This is a genomic window from Serratia sp. J2, assembly GCF_046269175.1.
In the GTDB taxonomy this organism is placed as follows: Bacteria; Pseudomonadota; Gammaproteobacteria; order Enterobacterales; family Enterobacteriaceae; genus Chania; species Chania fonticola_C.
The window spans coordinates 19,684-39,917 of record NZ_JBKABN010000005.1; the positions used below are offsets into that span (position 1 = coordinate 19,684).

The following is a 20,234-nucleotide window of genomic DNA, read 5'->3' on the forward strand; positions in this document are numbered from 1 at the left end:
ACCAGCCTCGATTCATGAGGCTGGTGGCTGCTGCGGCAGGTTTACTCGCCCAAGAGTTGCCGTCAGCTTTCTGCTGGCAACGCGGAGGTTCGCAAACGCTGGCCGATGATTTGCAACGTGCGCAATACCAGCATCAATCCCAATAGCGTGTCCGGCTGGCGCAGCAGCGCATAAAGCGAACGGTAGTTGGCGGGCGAAGTGTTTAATTGCAGCTCGCTATGCGCCATCTTCAGCGCCATGCCTCCCTCCCAACCTGCAGCGACCACGCCTTCGAACACTCCGGCCAGTTTTTCCACCAGCGCGTTGTCCGCAATATCCGTTATGTCAGACAGCAACGACAGCAGATCGACCACGTTATCCAGCCTGCCAGTCGCCAGCAGTGGATCGAGCTTGGCCAACAGGGCATCTAACGGCTGTGCTTGCGATGAGTCCATATTTCCTCCGTTCAAATCAGTCCGCGTACGGTGGCCCAGTACAGGCCACGGTTAAACCCGTTGCGCAGCATGCCGCCCAGCTTAGTGGCAGGTGTGGGGATCACGTCATGGCGATAGTCGTAAACCAACGGCATACCGGCCTGTAGTCCCATTTGGGCGATGGCCTGTACCTTGCCGTCGTAATGGGTATGGGGCTGGCCTAAGCGCAGTTCCGCGACGATATTGTCGGCAATCACCGGGGCCTGGTTATGGCAGGAACCGCCCGCCTTGCTGACCGGCAGATCGACGGTATCGCCAATCACATAAACGCCCTGCTGTCCATAAACCTGCAACGTCTGGTGATCGGTAGGGAGCCAGCCTTCGCCGTTATCGATATCGCTCAACCCGGTGTTGCGCACCGCTTCCACCGCACGGATCGGCGGGGTAGCCATCAGGATGTCGAAGGGTTGTTCGTCGCCCTCGGTGGAATAGGCAATGCGCCGTTCGCTGTCCACTTTGCTCAGGGTAAAACCGCGCTGATGCTTGATATCGCGGGCCGCAAAAATGCTGGGCAGAGCCTCGCCGGTGGGGCGTTGCAGGAACAGGCAGTTACGCAGGAGCTGTGAAATGGTCGGGTAGGTATAAACAATTTCAACCTTGTTACGCACCCCGCGCCGCCGCAAGTAGTCATCCAGCATCAGGGTGGTTTCTATCGGGGCAATACCACATTGGTGCGGTACGTTGGGCGTTTGCGGGAACGACACCGTGATAAAAATGCGCCCTTTCTCAATAGTGGCCAGCTTTTGCGCCAACTGGCGAGCCGCCTGATATTGGTAAAAGTGATCGCCCGCCTGGGCCAATCCTTCAATTTGTTCAGGCCAGGGTACGCAGCCTGTGGCAAAGACTAAAAAGTCGTAGTGATATTGATTGCCACTGCGGGTATAAATACAACGCTGGGATAAATCGAATTGTTCAACCTTATCAACAATAAACTGTATCTCTGGCCGTAATAGGCTTTGCTGTGGCCTGGTCAGTTCTTGTTTGAAAAAAGCATTAAAGGCGACATACATAAACGCGGGTTTGTAATAATGTACCGCTGAGTCAGAAATCATCATGATTTCAACCTGATTATTGATAACCTCCCGGTGTAACTTGGCGGCCAATAGATTGGCAAGTATGGTACCTCCCGTACCACCACCTACAATAATTATCCTACTTCGCATTCCAACCTCTCAGCCTGTATGCAACAAAGTACGATAGCCAATGGCATTATTCCACCGGCTCTATTTAAGGTATTTAATCGAGGGGGAGCAGATATTTCTCTGATAGAACTAAGAGTCTAGTAGCTCACAGCTATAAGACATAACAAAAAAGAATATAAAAATAGGATTTTTATTACACCAATAAAATCATGGCGTTATGGGTATTGAAATAAATAACACGATCATTAGTTGAATGCTATAAATTGCATATTGCAGCTATATCACTGTCCTGGTTTTCTTGGCAGATCTAGTTATTATGCTGCTGACATGCCCCATCCAGGCTATACCCCACCATCGCCATATACAGGCTAAAATAGCGCTCTGCCATCTCAATAAACGAGCTATTTAACTCAATCAGCACGTTATTTTTGGTGGTAAGCAAGCCCGATTTTTCCGCCGCCAGCAGGATCCGATTGATATGCGTACGGGACACCGAGCTAAACTTGGCGATCTCCGCCGAGGACAAAAACAGCATGTGGGAATTGTGGCGGATACTTTCCATAAATAGCATCAGCAACACCATATGGCCCGCATCTTTAGTAATAAACAATGCGGCCTGTGGTACCAGATCGTTCAGATAGATCTCCTGTATCATCAGTTGGCCGTAAACCTTGAAGAATGCAGGTAAAAACCAGCTCTGATCCAGCAGGTCGGCAACCGGGATCTCGGGGGCTAACGTTTGATAGGGCAACGCCATTGAGGAAACCAGCTCATGGGTTTGGCGCAGGGCATTCGGGGTAGGCCTAAACAACAGCGTGCGCCGGTCTTGATCGTCCTTCTTGACCTCTAGCCAGCGCCCAACGCGCAGGAAGAACAGAAACGAATCCAACGCGTTCTCGCTGATAATATCTTTGCCTTTAAAAAAGGCTTTGACATCCTTCAGGGCTGCTTCGCTTTGGTTGTAATAGATGGCCAGCAGAGTCGAACAGATAATAAAGCGGCTGTTACGAAAGATGATTTTATAGAACATGGGATGATTCCTATAGGTTTCATCTATCATCACGCCATGTTTAATTATCGCCTGATGGAACCGCCCCGAGCTTCTTATCTTGCTGGCTCGTTGTGCCAATTCAAGTTCGATCTGATGTTTATTGGGTATCATCTTATTCTCAATTTAGCTGCAAGGTGCGGACTGTTATTTCCGTACGGTATATTGCTGATCGACCGCATTCCCCTGATCATCGATAATGGCAGCGTTGACCATCGCTGAAGAGATAGCCCCTGATTGAACAATATCATTAATCCGATACTGCTTACTGCCGTAAGGCGGCGTCATCATATCGCTCTCTTGTTGCACCGGATAATCCTGCTGGCCAATGCGCAGCGCAAGACGGGAAAAAGAGAGATAAACCGGCGACGGGTTATCGCACTGCAAGACGTAATGATTATCTTCCTTTTTCAGGGTGAACACCGGCTTAGGCGCATCCTTCTCGGCCGCGACCACCGCCTTGGGCCGATAGAATATCTTCATCTGGGTGTTCATCGCCATAGTCACGCTAGGCTGTAGCGGGGGGATCACCGGGCGCGTCGGTGGGATTTCGTACAGATTAATCCAGAAGACCGATTCCCTATCCGTTGGCAGTGACTGCTGGTTATAAATCAGCCTCAGCCCTTTCATGGTCTTGGGCTGCATGCTAAATACCGCAGGCAAGCTGACAAAAGGCGCTGTTGATTGTTCGGGGGCCGCATTGACATCCCCATCGTCTACCCAGGTTTGTACCACGATCGGGTAGTCGTTGGTATTGAGGAGCATCAAGCTTTTTTCATTATCGCCCTCGCGAAAAATCACTCGCGTCGCGGAGGCAATAATACCGGCCTGAGCCAGCATTGTGGGTAACAAACCACCGAGCAGCAGTAACGTACAGACGATTTTCTTCATGATCTTATTGTACCTTAACCCAAACGTAAGCCTTGGCATCAACCTTACCCGCCGTAACGGTCTGGCCCGGCAAGCGTGATAATGTGGCTGTCAACTGCGTGGTGTAATGGGTATACCCCGTCGCGGTGCTGCCCCCGTTGCTTGCGCCATCAAGAACAGGGTACCACCCCGCATTGTTACCCTGCGGGCACTGGCCAGCACTACAACGAGCCCAGCCGACAAAGTTCATAGGCGTACCGTTGCTGCTGTTGGAAAGCGCAATTCCCACGCCGGTCGCTACACTGCTGTCCGTGCCATAACCGTCAGAAAGCAGATAGCTTACGCCACCGCTGGCGTTGACCAGGCCAAGCTGTTGCGCCAGAGCAAAGCTGGCATAAGGGACTTGCAGGCCCAGGGCGGTACGATTGGTGCTAATCCCCGAAACGGCTGCATTATCACATTCAATATTGATGGTGAACTGGGCCTGAGAAGTTCGCCCTGCGGTTAGTTGGCCGACGGAAAGCGTTGGCAGGATCACCAGCGGCGTGACGTTGCGTGCCACACAGGTGGCGGTATAAGAAAGGGAAGAAATCGGCGACGTTCCCATCCCCATCGCGTTCCAACGCCCAGTACCCCAGGTCGAATAGTTGGTGGCAGAATCGCTACCGATAGGATCAGACGCAATACCGGGCCCTTGGAAGGTCACATAGCCATTAGGCTGGATGCAAGTATAGTTCGAATTACCGGTGGTTGAAGCCATGCCACTCAGCGGATTAGACGCACTGTAACCACAGTAGTTACTGGCACCACGGCCAGGGAGCGAACTGATGCGGATCAGATCTGCCCGGATGGGGCTGAAATCCTTGACCCGGATCTGGATCTTGTCACCCACCGTGGCGTAGCGGGTGATCGGCGTTGCCTGCCAGTAACGGGTAAATACCTTGCCCGAATCCAGATGGGTTAGCCGAATGCCGACATAGGGAAAGTAGGTGGCATAATAATTGGGGTTGCCGTCCACCGCCCCTAAATCATAATAGCCCCCTACCCGGTCATCACCGTTGGTGGCAAACACTTCAAAAATCTGCCCGACGTCACTGGTATCGCACTGATACAAGACTTTGTTCGGATCCGGGTAACGGACGCCGGAGGTGAAATCAAACACGCTACTGCCCAGCGGCGTGCCTACGGGCTGCAGGTAAGTGCTGGTCAGGTTGATACGCCCCAGGCCGACACCGACGCCACAGGCGTCGCAACCGGAGTCGATGGCTGGCGAAACACGGGTACATCTTGCCGCCGCTGGTAAGCTGATCCCAGCAAGTAGGCTCCCCAACAGCGCCAACCGTAGCAGTGAAAATAACTTCATGGAATAACCTCCGGTGAATAATCGGTGAATCAGCGGCATGTCGCCTTCAGCAGCAGGAGCGGCTCATCGCTTGCCGGGGGTAATTTATAGGGCAGACTGCATCGTTCAGTCGCCCCTTCTCCCCAGCGTAAGGTCAATTTCCCTTGCGGTTTATCACTGCGCAGATAGATCTGATTAGCCTGGCCAACCATGCCAACATCGTTATTGTTCTCATCAAAGACCGAGGTACCCATCGGGATTATACTGCCATCCGCCCGCTGAACTTTGATCAGCACAGCCTGACCCCGTATCGTCTTGAAGTGCACTCGCACCGTGGCTCCTGCGAAAGGTGCCACACGCTGTTGCCCATCTTCCAATTCTGCCTTGCTGCTCATCCCCTGCGGATTCAGAGCCACAGTATTGAAATGATAGGGCACCAGCGAAGGAACCAGCGCATAGCCGAAACGATCGACACGAGCGCCCTGCCCATCCATCACTTGCGCACCACGCGCACCAGGAGCATCAATCAGGGCAAAGGTATCTCCAACATAAGGCCCAAGCGTGACCCCACCGCGATGGGCAACCACAGCCCCCTGCAGCGCAGCCGATCCCTGCCAATATTGGCTGGATGCTGAAACCGAGCCGGTAGCACTGGCATAAGGCAGGCGGGTTTGCAGGTTACCCCCCCAGATGCTGTTATGGTTATTATCGTCGGTAGTGAAATTAATCCCATAACCGACCTGCTGCGTCTCCCCCACGTTGCCCGAGATCGCCGCCTGATAGCTCCCTCCCTGCCCCTGACTATGGTTAGAGAACAACGATGCCGTTGGCGCAGAAGAAGAGCGACCAAGAGGAAAGGAAACCGAGAGCGAACTAACGGTTTGCGAGGTATTGGTACTCGCGAAATCATTGGTATTCACATAGGGCTGGCTGCCGTCGTAATAGGCGCTGTTGTTGCCGTTCAGGCTACGGGTACGCGTCACCGAAAGGTTCAACGCGACGCCGTTGCCAAACACCTTGCCCCAACCCAACTGTAGCTGATTATCCCGGCCGCGCCCATCGCGGTAATCCTGGGTAGAGCCTGACAGCGTCAGGTTACCCAATGAGCCAATCCCCTGATTGACGGCAACTTCAAAGCGCGACTGCTGGCGATAGGAATCGGATTGCCAGCTGTGTCCACTGCTGTCTGCCTGACGTACGCCGAGCACATCGCTCAAATCACGAAACCCTTCGGTGGAGTAACGATACCCGGCGATGGAAAGCGTGGTATCCGTTGGGGTAAAGCTTTTGCTATAGGAGAGGTGCAGCATCCAACCCGAGGTTGTGCCTTCCGGCAGGCTGGCATGGGAAAAAGTGCTATCCAGGCCAAAAGCCCCCAGTGAGTTACTGTAGACCCCACCCAGCATCAAAGCCTGATAGCCATCAGCCAACTGGTTACCCGCGTTAAACGTCACCGAGTTGCTCAAACCATACTGCCAGGTCAATTCACTGAACAGGTCGTTATCGCCGATAAAGCGCGATCGCCCCAGAGTCGCCGAATAGCGTGAGGATCCGGGGCGCATGGATTGGGGAACGGCAGAGAATGGCACGGTGAAGGTGCTGACGCTACCATCGGCCTCTGTCACCACCACCGTCAGGTCACCGGAGAAGTTGGTGGCAAACAGATCGTCAATCGCAAAGGGACCTGGGGCCACCGTGGTTTCATACAGTTGGCTTTTACCCTGAAAGACGGTCACTCTGGCGTTACTGTTGGCAATACCGCGCACCACGGGAGCATAGCCTCGCAGCGAGTCCGGCAGCATACGATCGTCCGACGTCATCCGGACGCCGCGAAACCCCAGCCCAGCGAAGAAATGGCCGTCGGTAAAGCCTTCCCCCAGCAAAACCTCACTGCGTAACGGCAGTACCGCCCTCTGAACATAGCGGCGGCTGGTATCCCAATGGCTGCCAAACTCATTATCAAAGCGGAAGTTGGATTGCTGACGGTAACGCCATAGCCCCAGGTTAAAACCCCCATTCAGGTTGGCGAAGGTGGAGTTGAGGTCCTTGGTCTGCCCCTGGCGGTAGTTGACGTGATATTGGTTAACGTTGTAGTTGAAAAACGCCATCGATTCACCGCTGCTCAGGCTGCCAGGGCTGACGCTGCCACGGGGTTTATGGTTCAGCAAACTCTGTGGAATGCTGAGATCCAATCTTAGTTGTGACATATCGGCCTGAACCTGAATGTCTTTAAGATCGCGTCCAGGTTGCAGGCAGCCTTCTGCAGGCACCGCTGGCACTTCCTTCAGGCCAAGGCGCTCCAGTTGTTGCTGCTCAAAACACGGCAATACGCGGCGATCGTCGCCCAGAACAAAGCGGATTTGGCTGCGTTCAACAAATACACCGTTGGTAAACAGCTCAACCTCATAGTTGCCCGGCGTTACCAGATCCTGTTGGTTGAACTGTTCGAGTTGCGTGCTGCTGAAAACGCTGCCACGCAGTAAATCGGCGTCGAAGGCGTAGTCGTCCGTTGCGCCTTGTGCCAGGGAGATCCAGCCCAGAGAGAACAAAAAGAGGCCACAGCGGCAGCACGTTGATAGCAGAGACGGAAATGTGGGATAGTTTTTTAACGGCATCAGGACCTCCCTGTCCTTTTTTAGTGCAGCGTCTCTAGCGTTACGGGAACCTCTACCCCATAGTCATTCATAACGCCGAGCACCACTTTCAGTTTCCCTTTAGGGAACGCCGAACCTAGCGGCCAACTCACCTGCGAAAAAGGCGCGATCATATCGGCCGGTTCAATATGCAGGTTTTTATTGCCGCTTTTGGCATAGCTGATGCTGACGTAATAAGGCGTAGGATTACTGACCTGGAGTGCATTGCCATTACGCTGGATACGCAACTGTTTGCCTGCCTGATTACCCTCTCCCGGCAGCCCTTCGGGCCGATAGAACACCTTCAGCCGATTGCTGACCAACAGCACCAACTTGTTTTTATCCGTTTCGCTTTGTTTGACGGCTGGCACCTGGAGGAAGTTAAGGTGAAACAGGGATTCGCGGTCAGTCGGTAAGCCTTTCCCGGTGTACATCAGCCTTACCATTTGCCCGCTATGGGCATTCATCCGGAAAATCTGTGGCGATGCGATAAAAGGGGCATCGGCCGTTTCCGGCGTCGACTTGTCATTATCGATATCAAGCCAGACCTGGATCAGCGCCGGGGCAGCATCATCGTTGGTAAACTGCAGCGTCTTTTCGCGCGCCTGAGCGGGGTAGATCACCCGGTTGCCCAGCATGGTGACGCTGGCAGCTGCGCTATCGACAATCAGCAATGTCAGGCTGAACAGCAATGCCGCCCAACAAGAAAAGGTACGTGTGGTATACGCCATAAGAGAGACCAGTCAACAAGACTAATAACCCAGCACCCCTTAAGGTTTCGGACAGTGCTGGCGTTATTATGGATAACAGGTTATTTCCTACCATCAGGCTTGAGCCCGGTGGCGGAAACAACCTAGAGCGGCAGAGTGTTATTTATACGTAATCGCATATTGTGCAGTGGCGATCACTGAACCTGCAGTCACCCCAGCCTCTTCGGCATAATAACGGGCAACCAGTTCTTGCGACGTTGATGTCGCGCCGGTTGCCAGCGTCATTGCGCTGGTGGTGGCCGTTGAACCCGTAGCAAAGCTCAATGGCGTGGTGGCATCGCTATCCAGCAGTTGAATAGAAACCTTGGTTGCATCACCGGTGTTACCCAGATTGCCATTGGTGGTCGTGTTATTCCCCACAAACACCGTTTTGATGGAGGTGTCGCTGGCCGCGGTAGTACAACCGGTTACGTTAACGGTAAAGGTCGTTTCCCCAGCGGTAGCACCTTTGGTAGCGAGCGAGCTGGCCGCAACCGTCTGCAGTAACACCACAGGGTTGGCTTCATTGCCGTTAATATTAACCGAGCAGGTTTGGGTACTAACTTCACCCTTGAATTGCACTGTATTGGCTGAATCTGCCATGGAGGCGCTAGAGAATGCAATTAAAGCGAGAGAGATCATTTTGATTTTCATAAGAAATCCTTTTAATTTACTTTTTCCAATAAAGCAGTCCTGGCAGTAATTATTTACTGGCTTAAACTCACTAAAAATAGACATGTCACACTGTCTTTCTCAGACGCCCTGTGGACATGTGAGATTATTCTAGCAAACCAAGATTTTTCTTAACAACTATTTTTTCGTAGCAATCGTAGATAATAGATTGAACTTACATTTGGTAACACTTATTAAATCGGCATTATTGAAAAATTAACCCAATAAATATCAATAAGTTAAAAACACAAAAGAATTATTTTGTTATCATATGAAACATTTTGAAACATATAGGTCTTTTTAGGGGTATTACCTGAAGTTAGGATTATTCCTAACATTTTAATAATTTAATATCATTACCTGGCCATTATTGATTATTAAGTGACCAGACTGATGTCAAAACTTGCGTCATCAGGCAGAAAAATACTCCCAAAAAAACAGGACAATTAGCGCAGAAATAATTTTTTAAGCCTAAGTAAAATCTCAACCCCATTATTTCGCCCAGGTTGCAGAGGGGTAAATCTATTTCACGCAGGCATAAAAAAACGGAGAGTACCTTTACGGCACTCTCCGTTTGCTTACTGATTCGGTAACGAATCAAACCGTAATATTACTGACCTTTAACTTCTTTCAGGCCATTGAACGGCGCGCGGTTGCCCAGCGCTTCTTCGATACGGATCAGTTGGTTGTATTTAGCAACGCGGTCAGAACGGCTCATAGAGCCGGTTTTGATCTGGCCAGCCGCAGTACCTACCGCCAAGTCAGCGATGGTAGCATCTTCGGTTTCACCTGAACGGTGAGAGATCACCGCAGTGTAACCTGCGTCTTTCGCCATCTTGATTGCAGCCAGAGTTTCGGTCAGAGAACCGATCTGGTTGAATTTGATCAGGATGGAGTTAGCGATGCCCTTCTCGATGCCTTCTTTCAGGATCTTGGTGTTGGTCACGAACAGGTCGTCGCCCACCAGCTGGATTTTGTCGCCCAGCACTTTGGTCTGGTATGCGAAACCATCCCAGTCAGATTCGTCCAGGCCGTCTTCGATAGACACAATTGGGTATTGCTTGGTCAGGTCTTCCAGGAAGTGAGTGAACTCTTCAGAAGTGAAGGCTTTGTTGCCTTCGCCGGCCAGAACATATTTGCCGTCTTTGTAGAATTCAGACGCTGCACAGTCCATAGCCAGAGTAATGTCTTTACCCAGCTCATAACCTGCCGCTTTTACCGCTTCAGCGATAACAGCCAGCGCTTCGGCGTTAGAACCCAGGTTTGGCGCGTAGCCACCTTCGTCACCAACAGAAGTGCCCATGCCTTTAGACTTCAGCACTTTAGCCAGGGTGTGGAACACTTCAGAACCCATACGCACGGCTTCTTTCAGGGTTTTAGCGCCAACAGGCTGGATCATGAATTCTTGAATGTCGACGTTGTTGTCTGCGTGCTCACCACCGTTGATGATGTTCATCATAGGCAATGGCATAGAGAATTTGCCTGGAGTGCCGTTCAGTTCAGCGATGTGCTCATACAGCGGCATACCTTTAGAGGCAGCGGCGGCCTTGGCAGCAGCCAGAGAGACAGCCAGGATGGCGTTAGCACCAAACTGGGATTTGTTCTCGGTACCGTCCAACTCGATCATGATCTTGTCGATGTTAGCCTGGTCTTTGGCATCTTTACCCACAACCGCCTGAGCGATTGGGCCATTTACTGCGGCAACGGCTTTCAGTACGCCTTTACCCAGGAAACGAGACTTGTCACCGTCACGCAGTTCCAGTGCTTCACGGGAACCGGTAGAAGCACCTGACGGCGCTGCAGCCAGACCGACGAAACCGCCTTCCAGATGAACTTCGGCTTCAACAGTTGGGTTGCCGCGTGAGTCGATGATTTCACGACCGATGACTTTAATGATTTTGGACATTAGGTTTTCCTCAGACAAGTTAAACTAAAACTCCAGACAAACAACGCGCGGTTTTGGCCGCGCGTTGCTTACTAAAACTCTTATTTCACCTGACGCTTCTGATGCTCACCAGCCGCCTTGACAAAGCCAGCGAACAACGGATGTCCATCACGCGGCGTCGACGTAAATTCCGGATGGAACTGACAGGCCACAAACCACGGATGATCAGGTAATTCAATAATCTCAACCAGCTTGTTATCCGCAGAACGACCCGCTACACGCATACCCGCGGCTTCGATCGGCTTCAACAGCATGTTGTTGACTTCGTAACGGTGACGGTGACGTTCCACGATGGTTGGCTCGCCGTACATCTTGCGCACCAGGCTGTTGTCGGTCAGGTGGCATTGCTGGCCACCGACGCGCATCGTGCCGCCCAGATCGCTTTCTTCGGTACGGACTTCGACGTTGCCGTCTTCGTCACGCCACTCGGTGATCAATGCGACAACCGGGTACTTACAGTCTGGCACAAATTCGGTGGAGTTAGCATTTTCCATACCCGCTACGTTGCGCGCAAACTCCATCAACGCCACCTGCATACCCAGGCAAATGCCCAGATAAGGAATTTTGTTTTCACGCGCGTAGCGTGCGGTCATCACCTTGCCTTCCACGCCACGGTAGCCAAAGCCGCCAGGGATCAGGATTGCATCCAGATCTTTCAGCACTTCAACGCCGCGGGTTTCAACATCCTGCGAATCGATCAGCTTGATGTTGACGGTCAGACGGTTTTTCAGCCCGCCGTGTTTGAGCGCTTCGATCACCGACTTGTAAGCATCTGGCAGTTCGACATATTTGCCGACCATCCCGATGGTCACTTCGCCGCCTGGATTGGCTTCTTCGTAGATCACCTGCTCCCACTCACCCAGATTGGCTTCCGGTGGTGTCAGGCTGAATCGTTTACAAATATAATCATCCAAGCCCTGAGATTTCAAGAGGCCTGGGATTTTATAAATGGAATCAACGTCTTTCAGGGAGATAACCGCTTTTTCCGGTACGTTACAGAAAAGAGCGATTTTTGCGCGTTCATTAGCAGGAACTGCGCGATCGGAACGGCAGATCAGCACATCTGGCTGAATACCGATGGAAAGCAGCTCTTTTACCGAATGCTGGGTAGGTTTGGTTTTCACTTCACCCGCGGCAGCCAGATATGGCACCAGCGTCAAATGCATGTACAGAGTGTGCTCACGGCCCACTTCGACGGCCATCTGACGAATGGCTTCCAGGAACGGCAGGGATTCGATATCGCCGACGGTGCCGCCGATCTCGACCAGCACCACATCGTGGCCTTCGCCGCCTTCGATAATGCGTTCTTTAATGGCGTTGGTGATGTGTGGGATCACCTGTACGGTGGCACCCAAGTAGTCGCCACGGCGCTCTTTGCGCAGCACATCGGAGTAGATACGCCCGGTGGTGAAGTTGTTACGACGCGTCATTTTGGTACGGATGAAGCGCTCGTAGTGACCCAGATCCAGATCGGTTTCTGCCCCGTCTTCGGTGACGAAAACTTCCCCATGCTGAATCGGGCTCATGGTGCCCGGATCCACGTTGATGTACGGGTCCAGTTTCATGATGGTAACGTTGAGGCCACGGGCTTCAAGAATAGCCGCCAAGGAGGCTGCGGCAATGCCTTTACCCAGAGAGGATACGACCCCGCCGGTTACAAAAATATAGTTAGTTGTCATGCTGAACCTGAGAGTTTAGGTTTAAAGACGATGGAAGAACCAAGACGGGAAAGTAGTATACCCGAACCTCTCTTGACCTACAAACGATCGTTTTACCTGCCATCATCTCAACCACCCTCGTGAGTTCATCCCGGTTTAATCATTCGGTCCCTGTTTCAGAGCCTTTTAGAAACAATAAGTTAGCGTAAAAAACTGCGTACAAACCGACTTTGGATGCAATAAAACACCTTAGATTTCAGTTTGTTGAGCTTTTCTGCCGGTTAAACCAGATTCAGCAATCCACAACCCTGAGCTTAACCGTTTCAGCTTGGGTAAATATTGTCGCCGATCAAACAAGCGACACAGTTAGGACAACGCGATGAGCAATTAGTTTTCCAGGCGTTTTACCTGCTGCCAGGCCTCTTCCATCTGCTCCAATGTGGCTTCCTGCATTGTCAGACCGCGGCTTTGCACGATGTCCTCCACTTGGCGGAAGCGGCGTTCAAACTTGCGGTTGGCCACCTGCAACGCCTTTTCCGCTTTATGCCCCAGATGGCGAGAAAGATTGACCGTGGCAAACAGCAGATCGCCAATTTCCTCTTCCAGCTTCTGCTCGTCCACCACCGCTTGCTGAGCTTCGTGCATCACTTCATCCAGCTCTTCATACACTTTGCCTACGACCGGCCCCAAGGTGTTCCAGTCGAAGCCGACCGCGGCACAGCGCTTTTGGATTTTATGAGCCTTCATCAGCGCCGGTAAGGCGTTGGGAATATCATCCAGCGCCGAGTGCAGCGCTTTATCTGCCCGTTCACCGGCCTTCAACTGCTCCCAGCGAGCGGAAACCGCCGCGCTGTCTGCTGCCTCTGCCTCGCCGAAGATATGCGGGTGACGGCGTTCCAGCTTGTCGCTGATGGCGTTGCACACCTGGTCGAAGTCAAACAGCCCCTGTTCCTGCCCCATCTGGGCATAAAACACCACCTGGAACAGCAGATCGCCCAGTTCATCACGCAGCTCGGCATAGTCCTGGCGCTCAATGGCGTCCAGCACTTCGTAAGTTTCCTCCAGGGTGTAAGGCGCGATGGTGGCGAAGGTCTGCTTACGATCCCACGGGCAACCCACCTGCGGATCGCGCAGGGTTTTCATAATGGTTAGCAGGCGTTGCAGTGGTGTTGATTGGGTCATGTTGAGTCTCTGAATAATTAAGGGCCCAGCATGCTGAGCCCTTAAGCAAAAAAGAAAAATCAAGCGCCGTGCAGGCGTTTGGCATCGATGACGTCGGGCAGTTGATTGAGTTTGGCCAGCACGCGCCCCAGCACCACCTGGTTATAGATTTCGATGTCCATATCGATGGTGGCCAGCTGCTTTTTGGTGTCGCTGCGGCTGGCGACACCCAATACGTTGACCTTCTCGTTGGCCAGGATAGTGGTGATATCTCGCAGCAAACCGCTGCGATCGTTGGCCACGACGCGCACCACCAGCGAATAACCGCTGGAGTAGCTTTCCCCCCAGACCGCATCCACGATACGTTCCGGCGCGTGAGACTGTAGCTCCGCCAGTTGATCGCAATCCGCACGGTGGATCGAGATCCCGCGCCCCTGGGTGATAAAGCCGACAATGTCGTCACCCGGGATCGGCTGGCAGCAGCGGGCAATGTGGTGCATCAGATTGCCGACGCCTTCGACCACCACACGGCCATTATCTTTGCTGCGGGCTGAGGTTGCCGGGGCTTTCTGCTGGGTCAGTTGGCGTAACGCTTCGCGATCCTGCTCCTCGGCGCTAGGCTTGTTGAGCTTGCCCTGCAGGAAGTTGACCATCTGGTTGAGACGGATATCGCCGCCGCCAATGCCCGCCAACACTTCATCCAACGAGTTGACGTTATAACGTGGGATCAGCAGCTTTTCGGCTTCCCGCAGGCTGATACCGAGGTGTTCCAGCTCGTTGTCCAGCATCTGCCGCCCGGCCAGGATGTTTTTATCGCGATCCTGCTTGCGGAACCAGTTGTGGATCTTGGAGCGCCCACGGCTGGTGGTAACATAGCCCAGGTTAGGGTTCAGCCAGTCGCGGCTGGGGTTCGGTTGCTTCTGGGTGATGATTTCAATCTGATCGCCCATCTGCAACTGGTAGGTAAACGGCACGATACGGCCGCCAATCTTGGCACCGATACAACGGTGGCCGACGTCGCTGTGGATATGGTAAGCAAAGTCCAGCGGCGTGGAGCCGGCTGGCAGATCCACCACGTCCCCCTTCGGCGTAAACACGTAGACGCGATCGTCGAACACCTGGCTGCGCACTTCGTCGAGCATTTCGCCCGAGTCCGCCATCTCTTCCTGCCAGGCAATCAGCTTACGCAGCCAGGCAATGCGTTCTTCATAGCCGGAACGCGCCGTAACCACCGCGCCTTCTTTGTATTTCCAGTGTGCGGCGACGCCCAGTTCGGCATCTTCGTGCATCTGGCGGGTGCGGATCTGGATCTCCAGCGTTTTGCCACGCGGCCCGAGCACCACGGTATGGATCGACTGATAGCCGTTCGGTTTCGGGTTGGCGACGTAGTCGTCAAACTCATCCGGCAGATGGCGGAAATGGGTATGGACGATGCCCAATGCCGCATAGCAATCCTGCAGGCGCTCCACCACTACGCGCACCGCACGCACGTCGAACAACTCGTCGAACGCCAGCGATTTCTTCTGCATCTTGCGCCAGATGCTGTAAATGTGTTTCGGGCGGCCATAAATCTCCGCCTTGATGCCTTCGATTTCCATCGCGCTATGCAATGAAGCCACAAAGTCATCAATAAACTGCTCGCGATCGATACGCCGTTCATGCAGCAGCTTGGCAATGCGTTTGTATTCATCGGGATGCAGATAGCGGAAACAGAAATCTTCCAGTTCCCACTTCAACTGGCCGATCCCCAGGCGGTTAGCCAGCGGGGCGTAAATATTGGAACACTCTTTGGCCGCCAGCACGCGTTCGTCTTCCGGCGCATCCTTCACTTCACGCAGGTGGGCAATGCGCTCTGCCAGCTTGATCACCACGCAGCGGAAATCTTCCACCATCGCCAGCAGCATGCGGCGCACGTTATCGACCTGCTCGGAGCCCATCGAGTCGTTGTGGGTGGCTTTCAGTTGGCGGATGGCGTCCATATCGCGTACGCCGTGCACCAGGGAGGTAATGCCGGCACCGAACTCTTCGGTCAGGGTGGCTTCAGGAACGATCGCCGCGTCCACCAGCGGGAACAGCAGCGCAGCGCGCATACTGTCGTTATCCATGCTGAGGGTCGAGAGGATCTCCACCATTTCCAGGCCACGCCATAGCAGCAACGGCGCGTCAGGATGGTCTTTCGTCTGCTGTTCACAGTAACGCCAGGTTGCGGCCAATCGCTCACCTGACTGCGGGTTGGGCAACCCCAGGCTGGCTATCCAGTCATCAAGCGCGAATTCACCCGCCGTATTCAGATGTGCAGTTCTTACCGCGACCATAACTTCTCCCTACTTTTTCCGCGACCCGTGGATAAACAGCGCCATGGATTCAAGATGCCCCGTGTGCGGGAACATATCCAACATTCGCACACGCGCAAGACGATAACCGGCGTCCAGCAACACTTTGCTGTCGCGTGCCAACGTCGTGGGGTTACAGGATATATACACCACGCGCTCTGGCGCCAGTTTTACAATATGTGACATCACTCCAGCCGCACCTGCGCGGGCTGGATCCAGCATCACCTTATCAAATCCCTGTGCTGCCCATGGTTGTCGCGCAACGTCATCTTCCAGATTTTCATGGAAAAAGGAGACATTACTGAGCCTATTCCTATCGGCATTATATTGCCCATTCGCTACCAGCGTGGCAACACCTTCAATCCCGACCACCGCCTTGGCCCGCTTGGCCAGCGGCAGGGTAAAGTTGCCCATGCCACAAAACAGATCCAATATGCGATCATTGGGCTCAATCTCGAGCCATTCAAGGGCCTGAGCCACCATTTGCTGATTTACCGCATCATTTACCTGAATAAAATCGCGCGGATTGAAGTCTAAGCGTAGCCCGTCAACCTGATAATACGGCGCTTCCCCGCACAGTTTTTCCAGCCGATCGCTATCCGGTGCCAAATAAACGGCGGTGCCATTTTGCTGGGCAAACTGCTGCAAAGCCTGACGATCGCCCTGCTTGAGCGCATCCAGGTGGCGCAACACCAGCACCGGTCCGTTATCCGCCAACACCAGCTCCGCATGGCCCAGACGCTGCACGGCCTGCAAGCCGTTCAGGCATTGATACAACGGCACCAGCAGCCGTTCCAGCTCCGGTGCCAATACCGGGCACTGCTTCACCGCCACCAGATCGGACGAGGCGGCCTGGTGAAACCCCATCAGCAAACGGTGCTGCTGGGGTTGCCACTGTAATCCCAGCCGTGCACGCCGACGGTAGCCATATTGTGGCCCGGCAATCACCGGTTCCTGTTGCGGCGTCACCCCGGTTTCACGGCAGATCAACCGCCCCAACGCTGCCGCCTTGCTTTGCTGTTGCAGCTCTTCGGAGACATGTTGCTGTTGGCAACCTCCACACACACCAAAGTGTGGGCAGCGCGGCTCAACACGTTGTATGCTGCAATTCAACAGTCGCCTGAGCTTACCTTTGGCGAACTGTCGTTTGTCCTGCGTCAACTGGATTTCGGCCTGTTCACCCGGCAAAACGCCGGGGACAAATACCGCTTTGCCTTCATGGCGCGCCACTCCCTGGCCAAATGGATCGAGGTCCGTTACCGTTACCGTGAATATTTGTGAAGCTTGCCGGGTCGTCACGCGGCGTTTCGGAGAGTAGAATTGCGCCATAATTATTGATTGTGTGTTGGTTAATTCAGCTTAAGATTAGCCTCCAATTCTCCCACATTGGAATCCCATGACCAAATACAGCTTGCGCGCGCGCATGATGATCCTGATCCTGGCACCGACTTTATTGATCGGTCTGCTGCTCAGCACCTTCTTTGTAGTGCACCGCTACAACGAGCTGCAGGAGCAATTGGTCGATGCCGGTGCCAGCATCATCGAACCTCTGGCCGTCGCCAGCGAATATGGCATGACCTTCCGCAGCCGTGAGTCGGTCCGGCAACTGGTCAGTCTGCTGCATCGCCGCCATTCGGATATCGTCCGGGCGATCACCGTGTTTGACGCGCAGAACAACCTGTTTGTCACCTCCAACTATCATCACAATTATACCCAGTTGCAATTGCCCAAAGGTGTGCCAATGCCCACCGACATGATGCTGACCCGGCGCGGCGATTCACTGATCCTGCGCACGCCAATCCTGTCGGAGTCACAGTTTCCGGATGAAAGCACCAACGAGGAGGCACATCCTGACAGCAATCTCGGCTATGTGGCGATCGAGCTGGATCTGCAATCGGTGCGCCTACAGCAATATAAAGAGGTGTTTGTTTCTACCCTGCTGCTGCTGTTGTGTATGTGTATTGCCATTCTGTTTGCCTACCGTCTGATGCGCGACGTCACCGGCCCAATCCGCAATATGGTCAACACCGTCGACCGTATCCGCCGCGGCCAGTTGGATAGCCGGGTGGAAGGCTTTATGCTCGGCGAGCTGCAAATGCTGAAAAACGGCATCAACTCGATGGCAATGTCGCTGACCGCCTATCACGAGGAGATGCAGCAGAACATCGACCAGGCCACCTCCGATCTGCGTGAAACGCTGGAACAAATGGAAATCCAGAACGTCGAGCTGGATCTTGCGAAGAAGCGCGCGCAGGAAGCCGCCCGTATCAAATCGGAATTCCTGGCCAATATGTCTCATGAGCTGCGTACCCCGCTCAATGGGGTGATCGGCTTTACCCGCCAGACGCTGAAAACCGACCTGAGCGCCACCCAGACCGACTATCTGCAAACGATCGAACGCTCGGCCAACAACCTGCTGACCATCATCAACGACGTGCTGGACTTCTCCAAGCTGGAGGCTGGCAAGCTGATCCTGGAACACATTCCGTTCTCGCTGCGTGAAACGCTGGATGAGGTGCTGGTATTGCTGGCCCCTAGCGCACACGACAAAGGGCTGGAGTTGACCCTGGATGTGCAAAACGATGTGCCAGAGCAGGTGATTGGCGATTCACTGCGGCTACAGCAAGTGATCACCAATCTGCTCGGCAATGCGGTGAAGTTTACCGAAACCGGCAATATCGATATCCGCGTCGAGCTACGCAACCAGTTGGAACGCCAAGTGGAGCTGGAGGTGCAGATCCACGATACCGGCATCGGGATTTCTGAACGCCAGCAATCGCAGCTGTTCCAGGCCTTCCGCCAGGCCGATGCCAGCATTTCGCGCCGCCACGGCGGTACCGGTCTGGGCCTGGTGATCACCCAGAAACTGGTGAAAGAGATGGGCGGCGATATCAACTTCCACAGTCAGCTCAATCGCGGCTCAACCTTCTGGTTCCACATCACCATCGATCTCAACGAAGGCATGTTGTCGTTGCCACCGAGCCTGCCAGATCTGCGCGGTAAAACCCTGGCCTATATCGAAGCCAACCCAACCGCGGCCCAGGCCACGCTGAATATGTTGAGCGCCACCCATCTGGTGGTGACCCATTCGCCAACTCTGGGGCAATTGCCGAAAAATCATTATGACTTCCTGCTGGCAGGCGTACCGATCCCTTATCGGGACGGTATCGGCCAGCATCGAGACAAGCTGCTGGAGTCACTGAGCCTTGCCGATCGAGTGATCCTGGCAGTGCCTAGCCAGTCGCAGATCGATGCCGAAGAAATGAAAAAGCTGGGCGCTATCGGTTGCTTGACCAAACCGATCAGCAGTAATCGCCTGTATCCGTTACTGCGTCTGGAGGCCCCACTGCGTCAGAATGCACCAAAGGTACATAAACGCTTACCGCTGACGGTGATGGCAGTCGATGATAACCCGGCCAACCTGAAGCTGATCGGTGCCTTGCTGGCCGAACAGGTAGAAAAAACGCTGCTGTGCGAAAGCGGTGAGGAGGCCATCGTGCTGGCACGTGATAACGTGCTGGATATGATCCTGATGGATATTCAGATGCCGAACATTGACGGCATCCGCGCCAGTGAGCTGATCCACCAGATGCCGCATCACAACTCCACACCGATCGTCGCGGTTACCGCCCATGCGGTGAGCGGCGAGCGCGAACACCTGTTACAGGCTGGCATGGATGACTATCTGGCCAAGCCGATTGACGAAGCCATGCTGACACGGGTGCTCTCACGATATCACACCGTCGAACTTGAACCTGAGGCAGCCCCGCCGCGTGGCCCGGCTGAACCACCGTTATCGCTGGATTGGCCGTTGGCATTACGCCAAGCCGCCAATAAAGAGGATCTGGCACGCGATCTGTTACAGATGCTGATCGAGTTCCTGCCACAGGTCAGCGATCGGGTAAAAGCCGTGCTGGAAGGAGAAGAGGACGACACCATTCTCGATCTGATCCACAAGCTGCACGGCAGTTGCAGCTACAGTGGCGTTCCGCGCCTTAAGCAACTGTGTTTCTATCTTGAGCAGCAACTGCGTCAGGGTGTGAGCAACGGTGATTTAGAACCGGAATGGTTGGAGCTGTTGGATGAGATTGAGCTGGTGGAGACGGAAGCGAAGTTCCAGTTGGGGTAAGCCTGATGCCCCTCACGCTAACCCTCCTGTGGGAGAGGGTTGGCGTGAGGGGTTAACCAGCGTTCCGCCAGCTCGCTGT

14 protein-coding genes are annotated in these 20,234 nt (G+C 53.8%); 1 reads left to right on the plus strand and 13 read right to left on the minus strand.

Features of this window, described 5'->3' with window-relative positions:
• Positions 1 to 62: 62 nt before the first annotated feature.
• The 13 genes from ACKWMY_RS06960 to rlmD all read right to left on the minus strand — a co-directional run bounded on the left by ACKWMY_RS06960 (position 63) and on the right by rlmD (position 17,355).
• On the minus strand, positions 63 to 434 hold the full coding sequence (locus tag ACKWMY_RS06960; RefSeq protein ID WP_409486098.1) for a hypothetical protein: 372 nt from the start codon (positions 432 to 434) through the stop codon (positions 63 to 65).
• A gap of 11 nt (positions 435 to 445) precedes the next feature.
• Positions 446 to 1,636 (minus strand): FAD/NAD(P)-binding oxidoreductase, encoded by a 1,191-nt coding sequence (locus tag ACKWMY_RS06965; protein WP_074031835.1) that lies wholly within the window; start codon positions 1,634 to 1,636, stop codon positions 446 to 448.
• Between the two features lie 286 nt (positions 1,637 to 1,922).
• On the minus strand, positions 1,923 to 2,645 hold the full coding sequence (locus tag ACKWMY_RS06970) for a hypothetical protein (RefSeq protein WP_409486099.1): 723 nt from the start codon (positions 2,643 to 2,645) through the stop codon (positions 1,923 to 1,925).
• Between the two features lie 165 nt (positions 2,646 to 2,810).
• Positions 2,811 to 3,554 carry a molecular chaperone gene (locus tag ACKWMY_RS06975; RefSeq protein ID WP_409486100.1) on the minus strand — a complete coding sequence of 248 codons (744 nt, stop codon included), beginning with the start codon at positions 3,552 to 3,554 and terminating at the stop codon, positions 2,811 to 2,813.
• Between the two features lie 4 nt (positions 3,555 to 3,558).
• Positions 3,559 to 4,896, minus strand: coding sequence for a fimbrial protein (locus ACKWMY_RS06980; RefSeq protein ID WP_037435196.1), 1,338 nt, complete (start codon positions 4,894 to 4,896; stop codon positions 3,559 to 3,561).
• 29 nt (positions 4,897 to 4,925) lie between these two features.
• Complete coding sequence (locus tag ACKWMY_RS06985; protein WP_409486101.1) at positions 4,926 to 7,490, minus strand: fimbria/pilus outer membrane usher protein; 2,565 nt, start codon at positions 7,488 to 7,490, stop codon at positions 4,926 to 4,928.
• A gap of 20 nt (positions 7,491 to 7,510) precedes the next feature.
• Complete coding sequence (locus tag ACKWMY_RS06990; protein ID WP_024529810.1) at positions 7,511 to 8,239, minus strand: molecular chaperone; 729 nt, start codon at positions 8,237 to 8,239, stop codon at positions 7,511 to 7,513.
• Between the two features lie 138 nt (positions 8,240 to 8,377).
• The gene (locus ACKWMY_RS06995; protein WP_024529809.1) at positions 8,378 to 8,911 is read right to left on the minus strand and encodes a fimbrial protein; all 534 of its coding nucleotides are present in this window, start codon (positions 8,909 to 8,911) and stop codon (positions 8,378 to 8,380) included.
• A gap of 628 nt (positions 8,912 to 9,539) precedes the next feature.
• Positions 9,540 to 10,835 carry a phosphopyruvate hydratase gene (gene eno / locus ACKWMY_RS07000; RefSeq protein ID WP_024529808.1) on the minus strand — a complete coding sequence of 432 codons (1,296 nt, stop codon included), beginning with the start codon at positions 10,833 to 10,835 and terminating at the stop codon, positions 9,540 to 9,542.
• An 80-nt stretch (positions 10,836 to 10,915) separates the two neighbouring features.
• Positions 10,916 to 12,553, minus strand: a complete 1,638-nt coding sequence (gene pyrG / locus ACKWMY_RS07005) for a glutamine hydrolyzing CTP synthase (protein ID WP_024483442.1) — start codon at positions 12,551 to 12,553, stop codon at positions 10,916 to 10,918.
• Between the two features lie 366 nt (positions 12,554 to 12,919).
• Entirely contained in the window at positions 12,920 to 13,714 is a 795-nt protein-coding gene (gene mazG, locus ACKWMY_RS07010; protein WP_409486102.1) for a nucleoside triphosphate pyrophosphohydrolase, read from the minus strand.
• A gap of 59 nt (positions 13,715 to 13,773) precedes the next feature.
• Positions 13,774 to 16,008, minus strand: coding sequence for a GTP diphosphokinase (relA, locus tag ACKWMY_RS07015; RefSeq protein ID WP_074031837.1), 2,235 nt, complete (start codon positions 16,006 to 16,008; stop codon positions 13,774 to 13,776).
• A gap of 9 nt (positions 16,009 to 16,017) precedes the next feature.
• Entirely contained in the window at positions 16,018 to 17,355 is a 1,338-nt protein-coding gene (rlmD, locus tag ACKWMY_RS07020; protein ID WP_199063150.1) for a 23S rRNA (uracil(1939)-C(5))-methyltransferase RlmD, read from the minus strand.
• 67 nt (positions 17,356 to 17,422) lie between these two features.
• Here rlmD and barA point away from each other — a divergent pair, with 67 nt between their 5' ends.
• Positions 17,423 to 20,155, plus strand: a complete 2,733-nt coding sequence (barA, locus tag ACKWMY_RS07025) for a two-component sensor histidine kinase BarA (protein WP_409486103.1) — start codon at positions 17,423 to 17,425, stop codon at positions 20,153 to 20,155.
• Positions 20,156 to 20,234 lie beyond the last annotated feature (79 nt).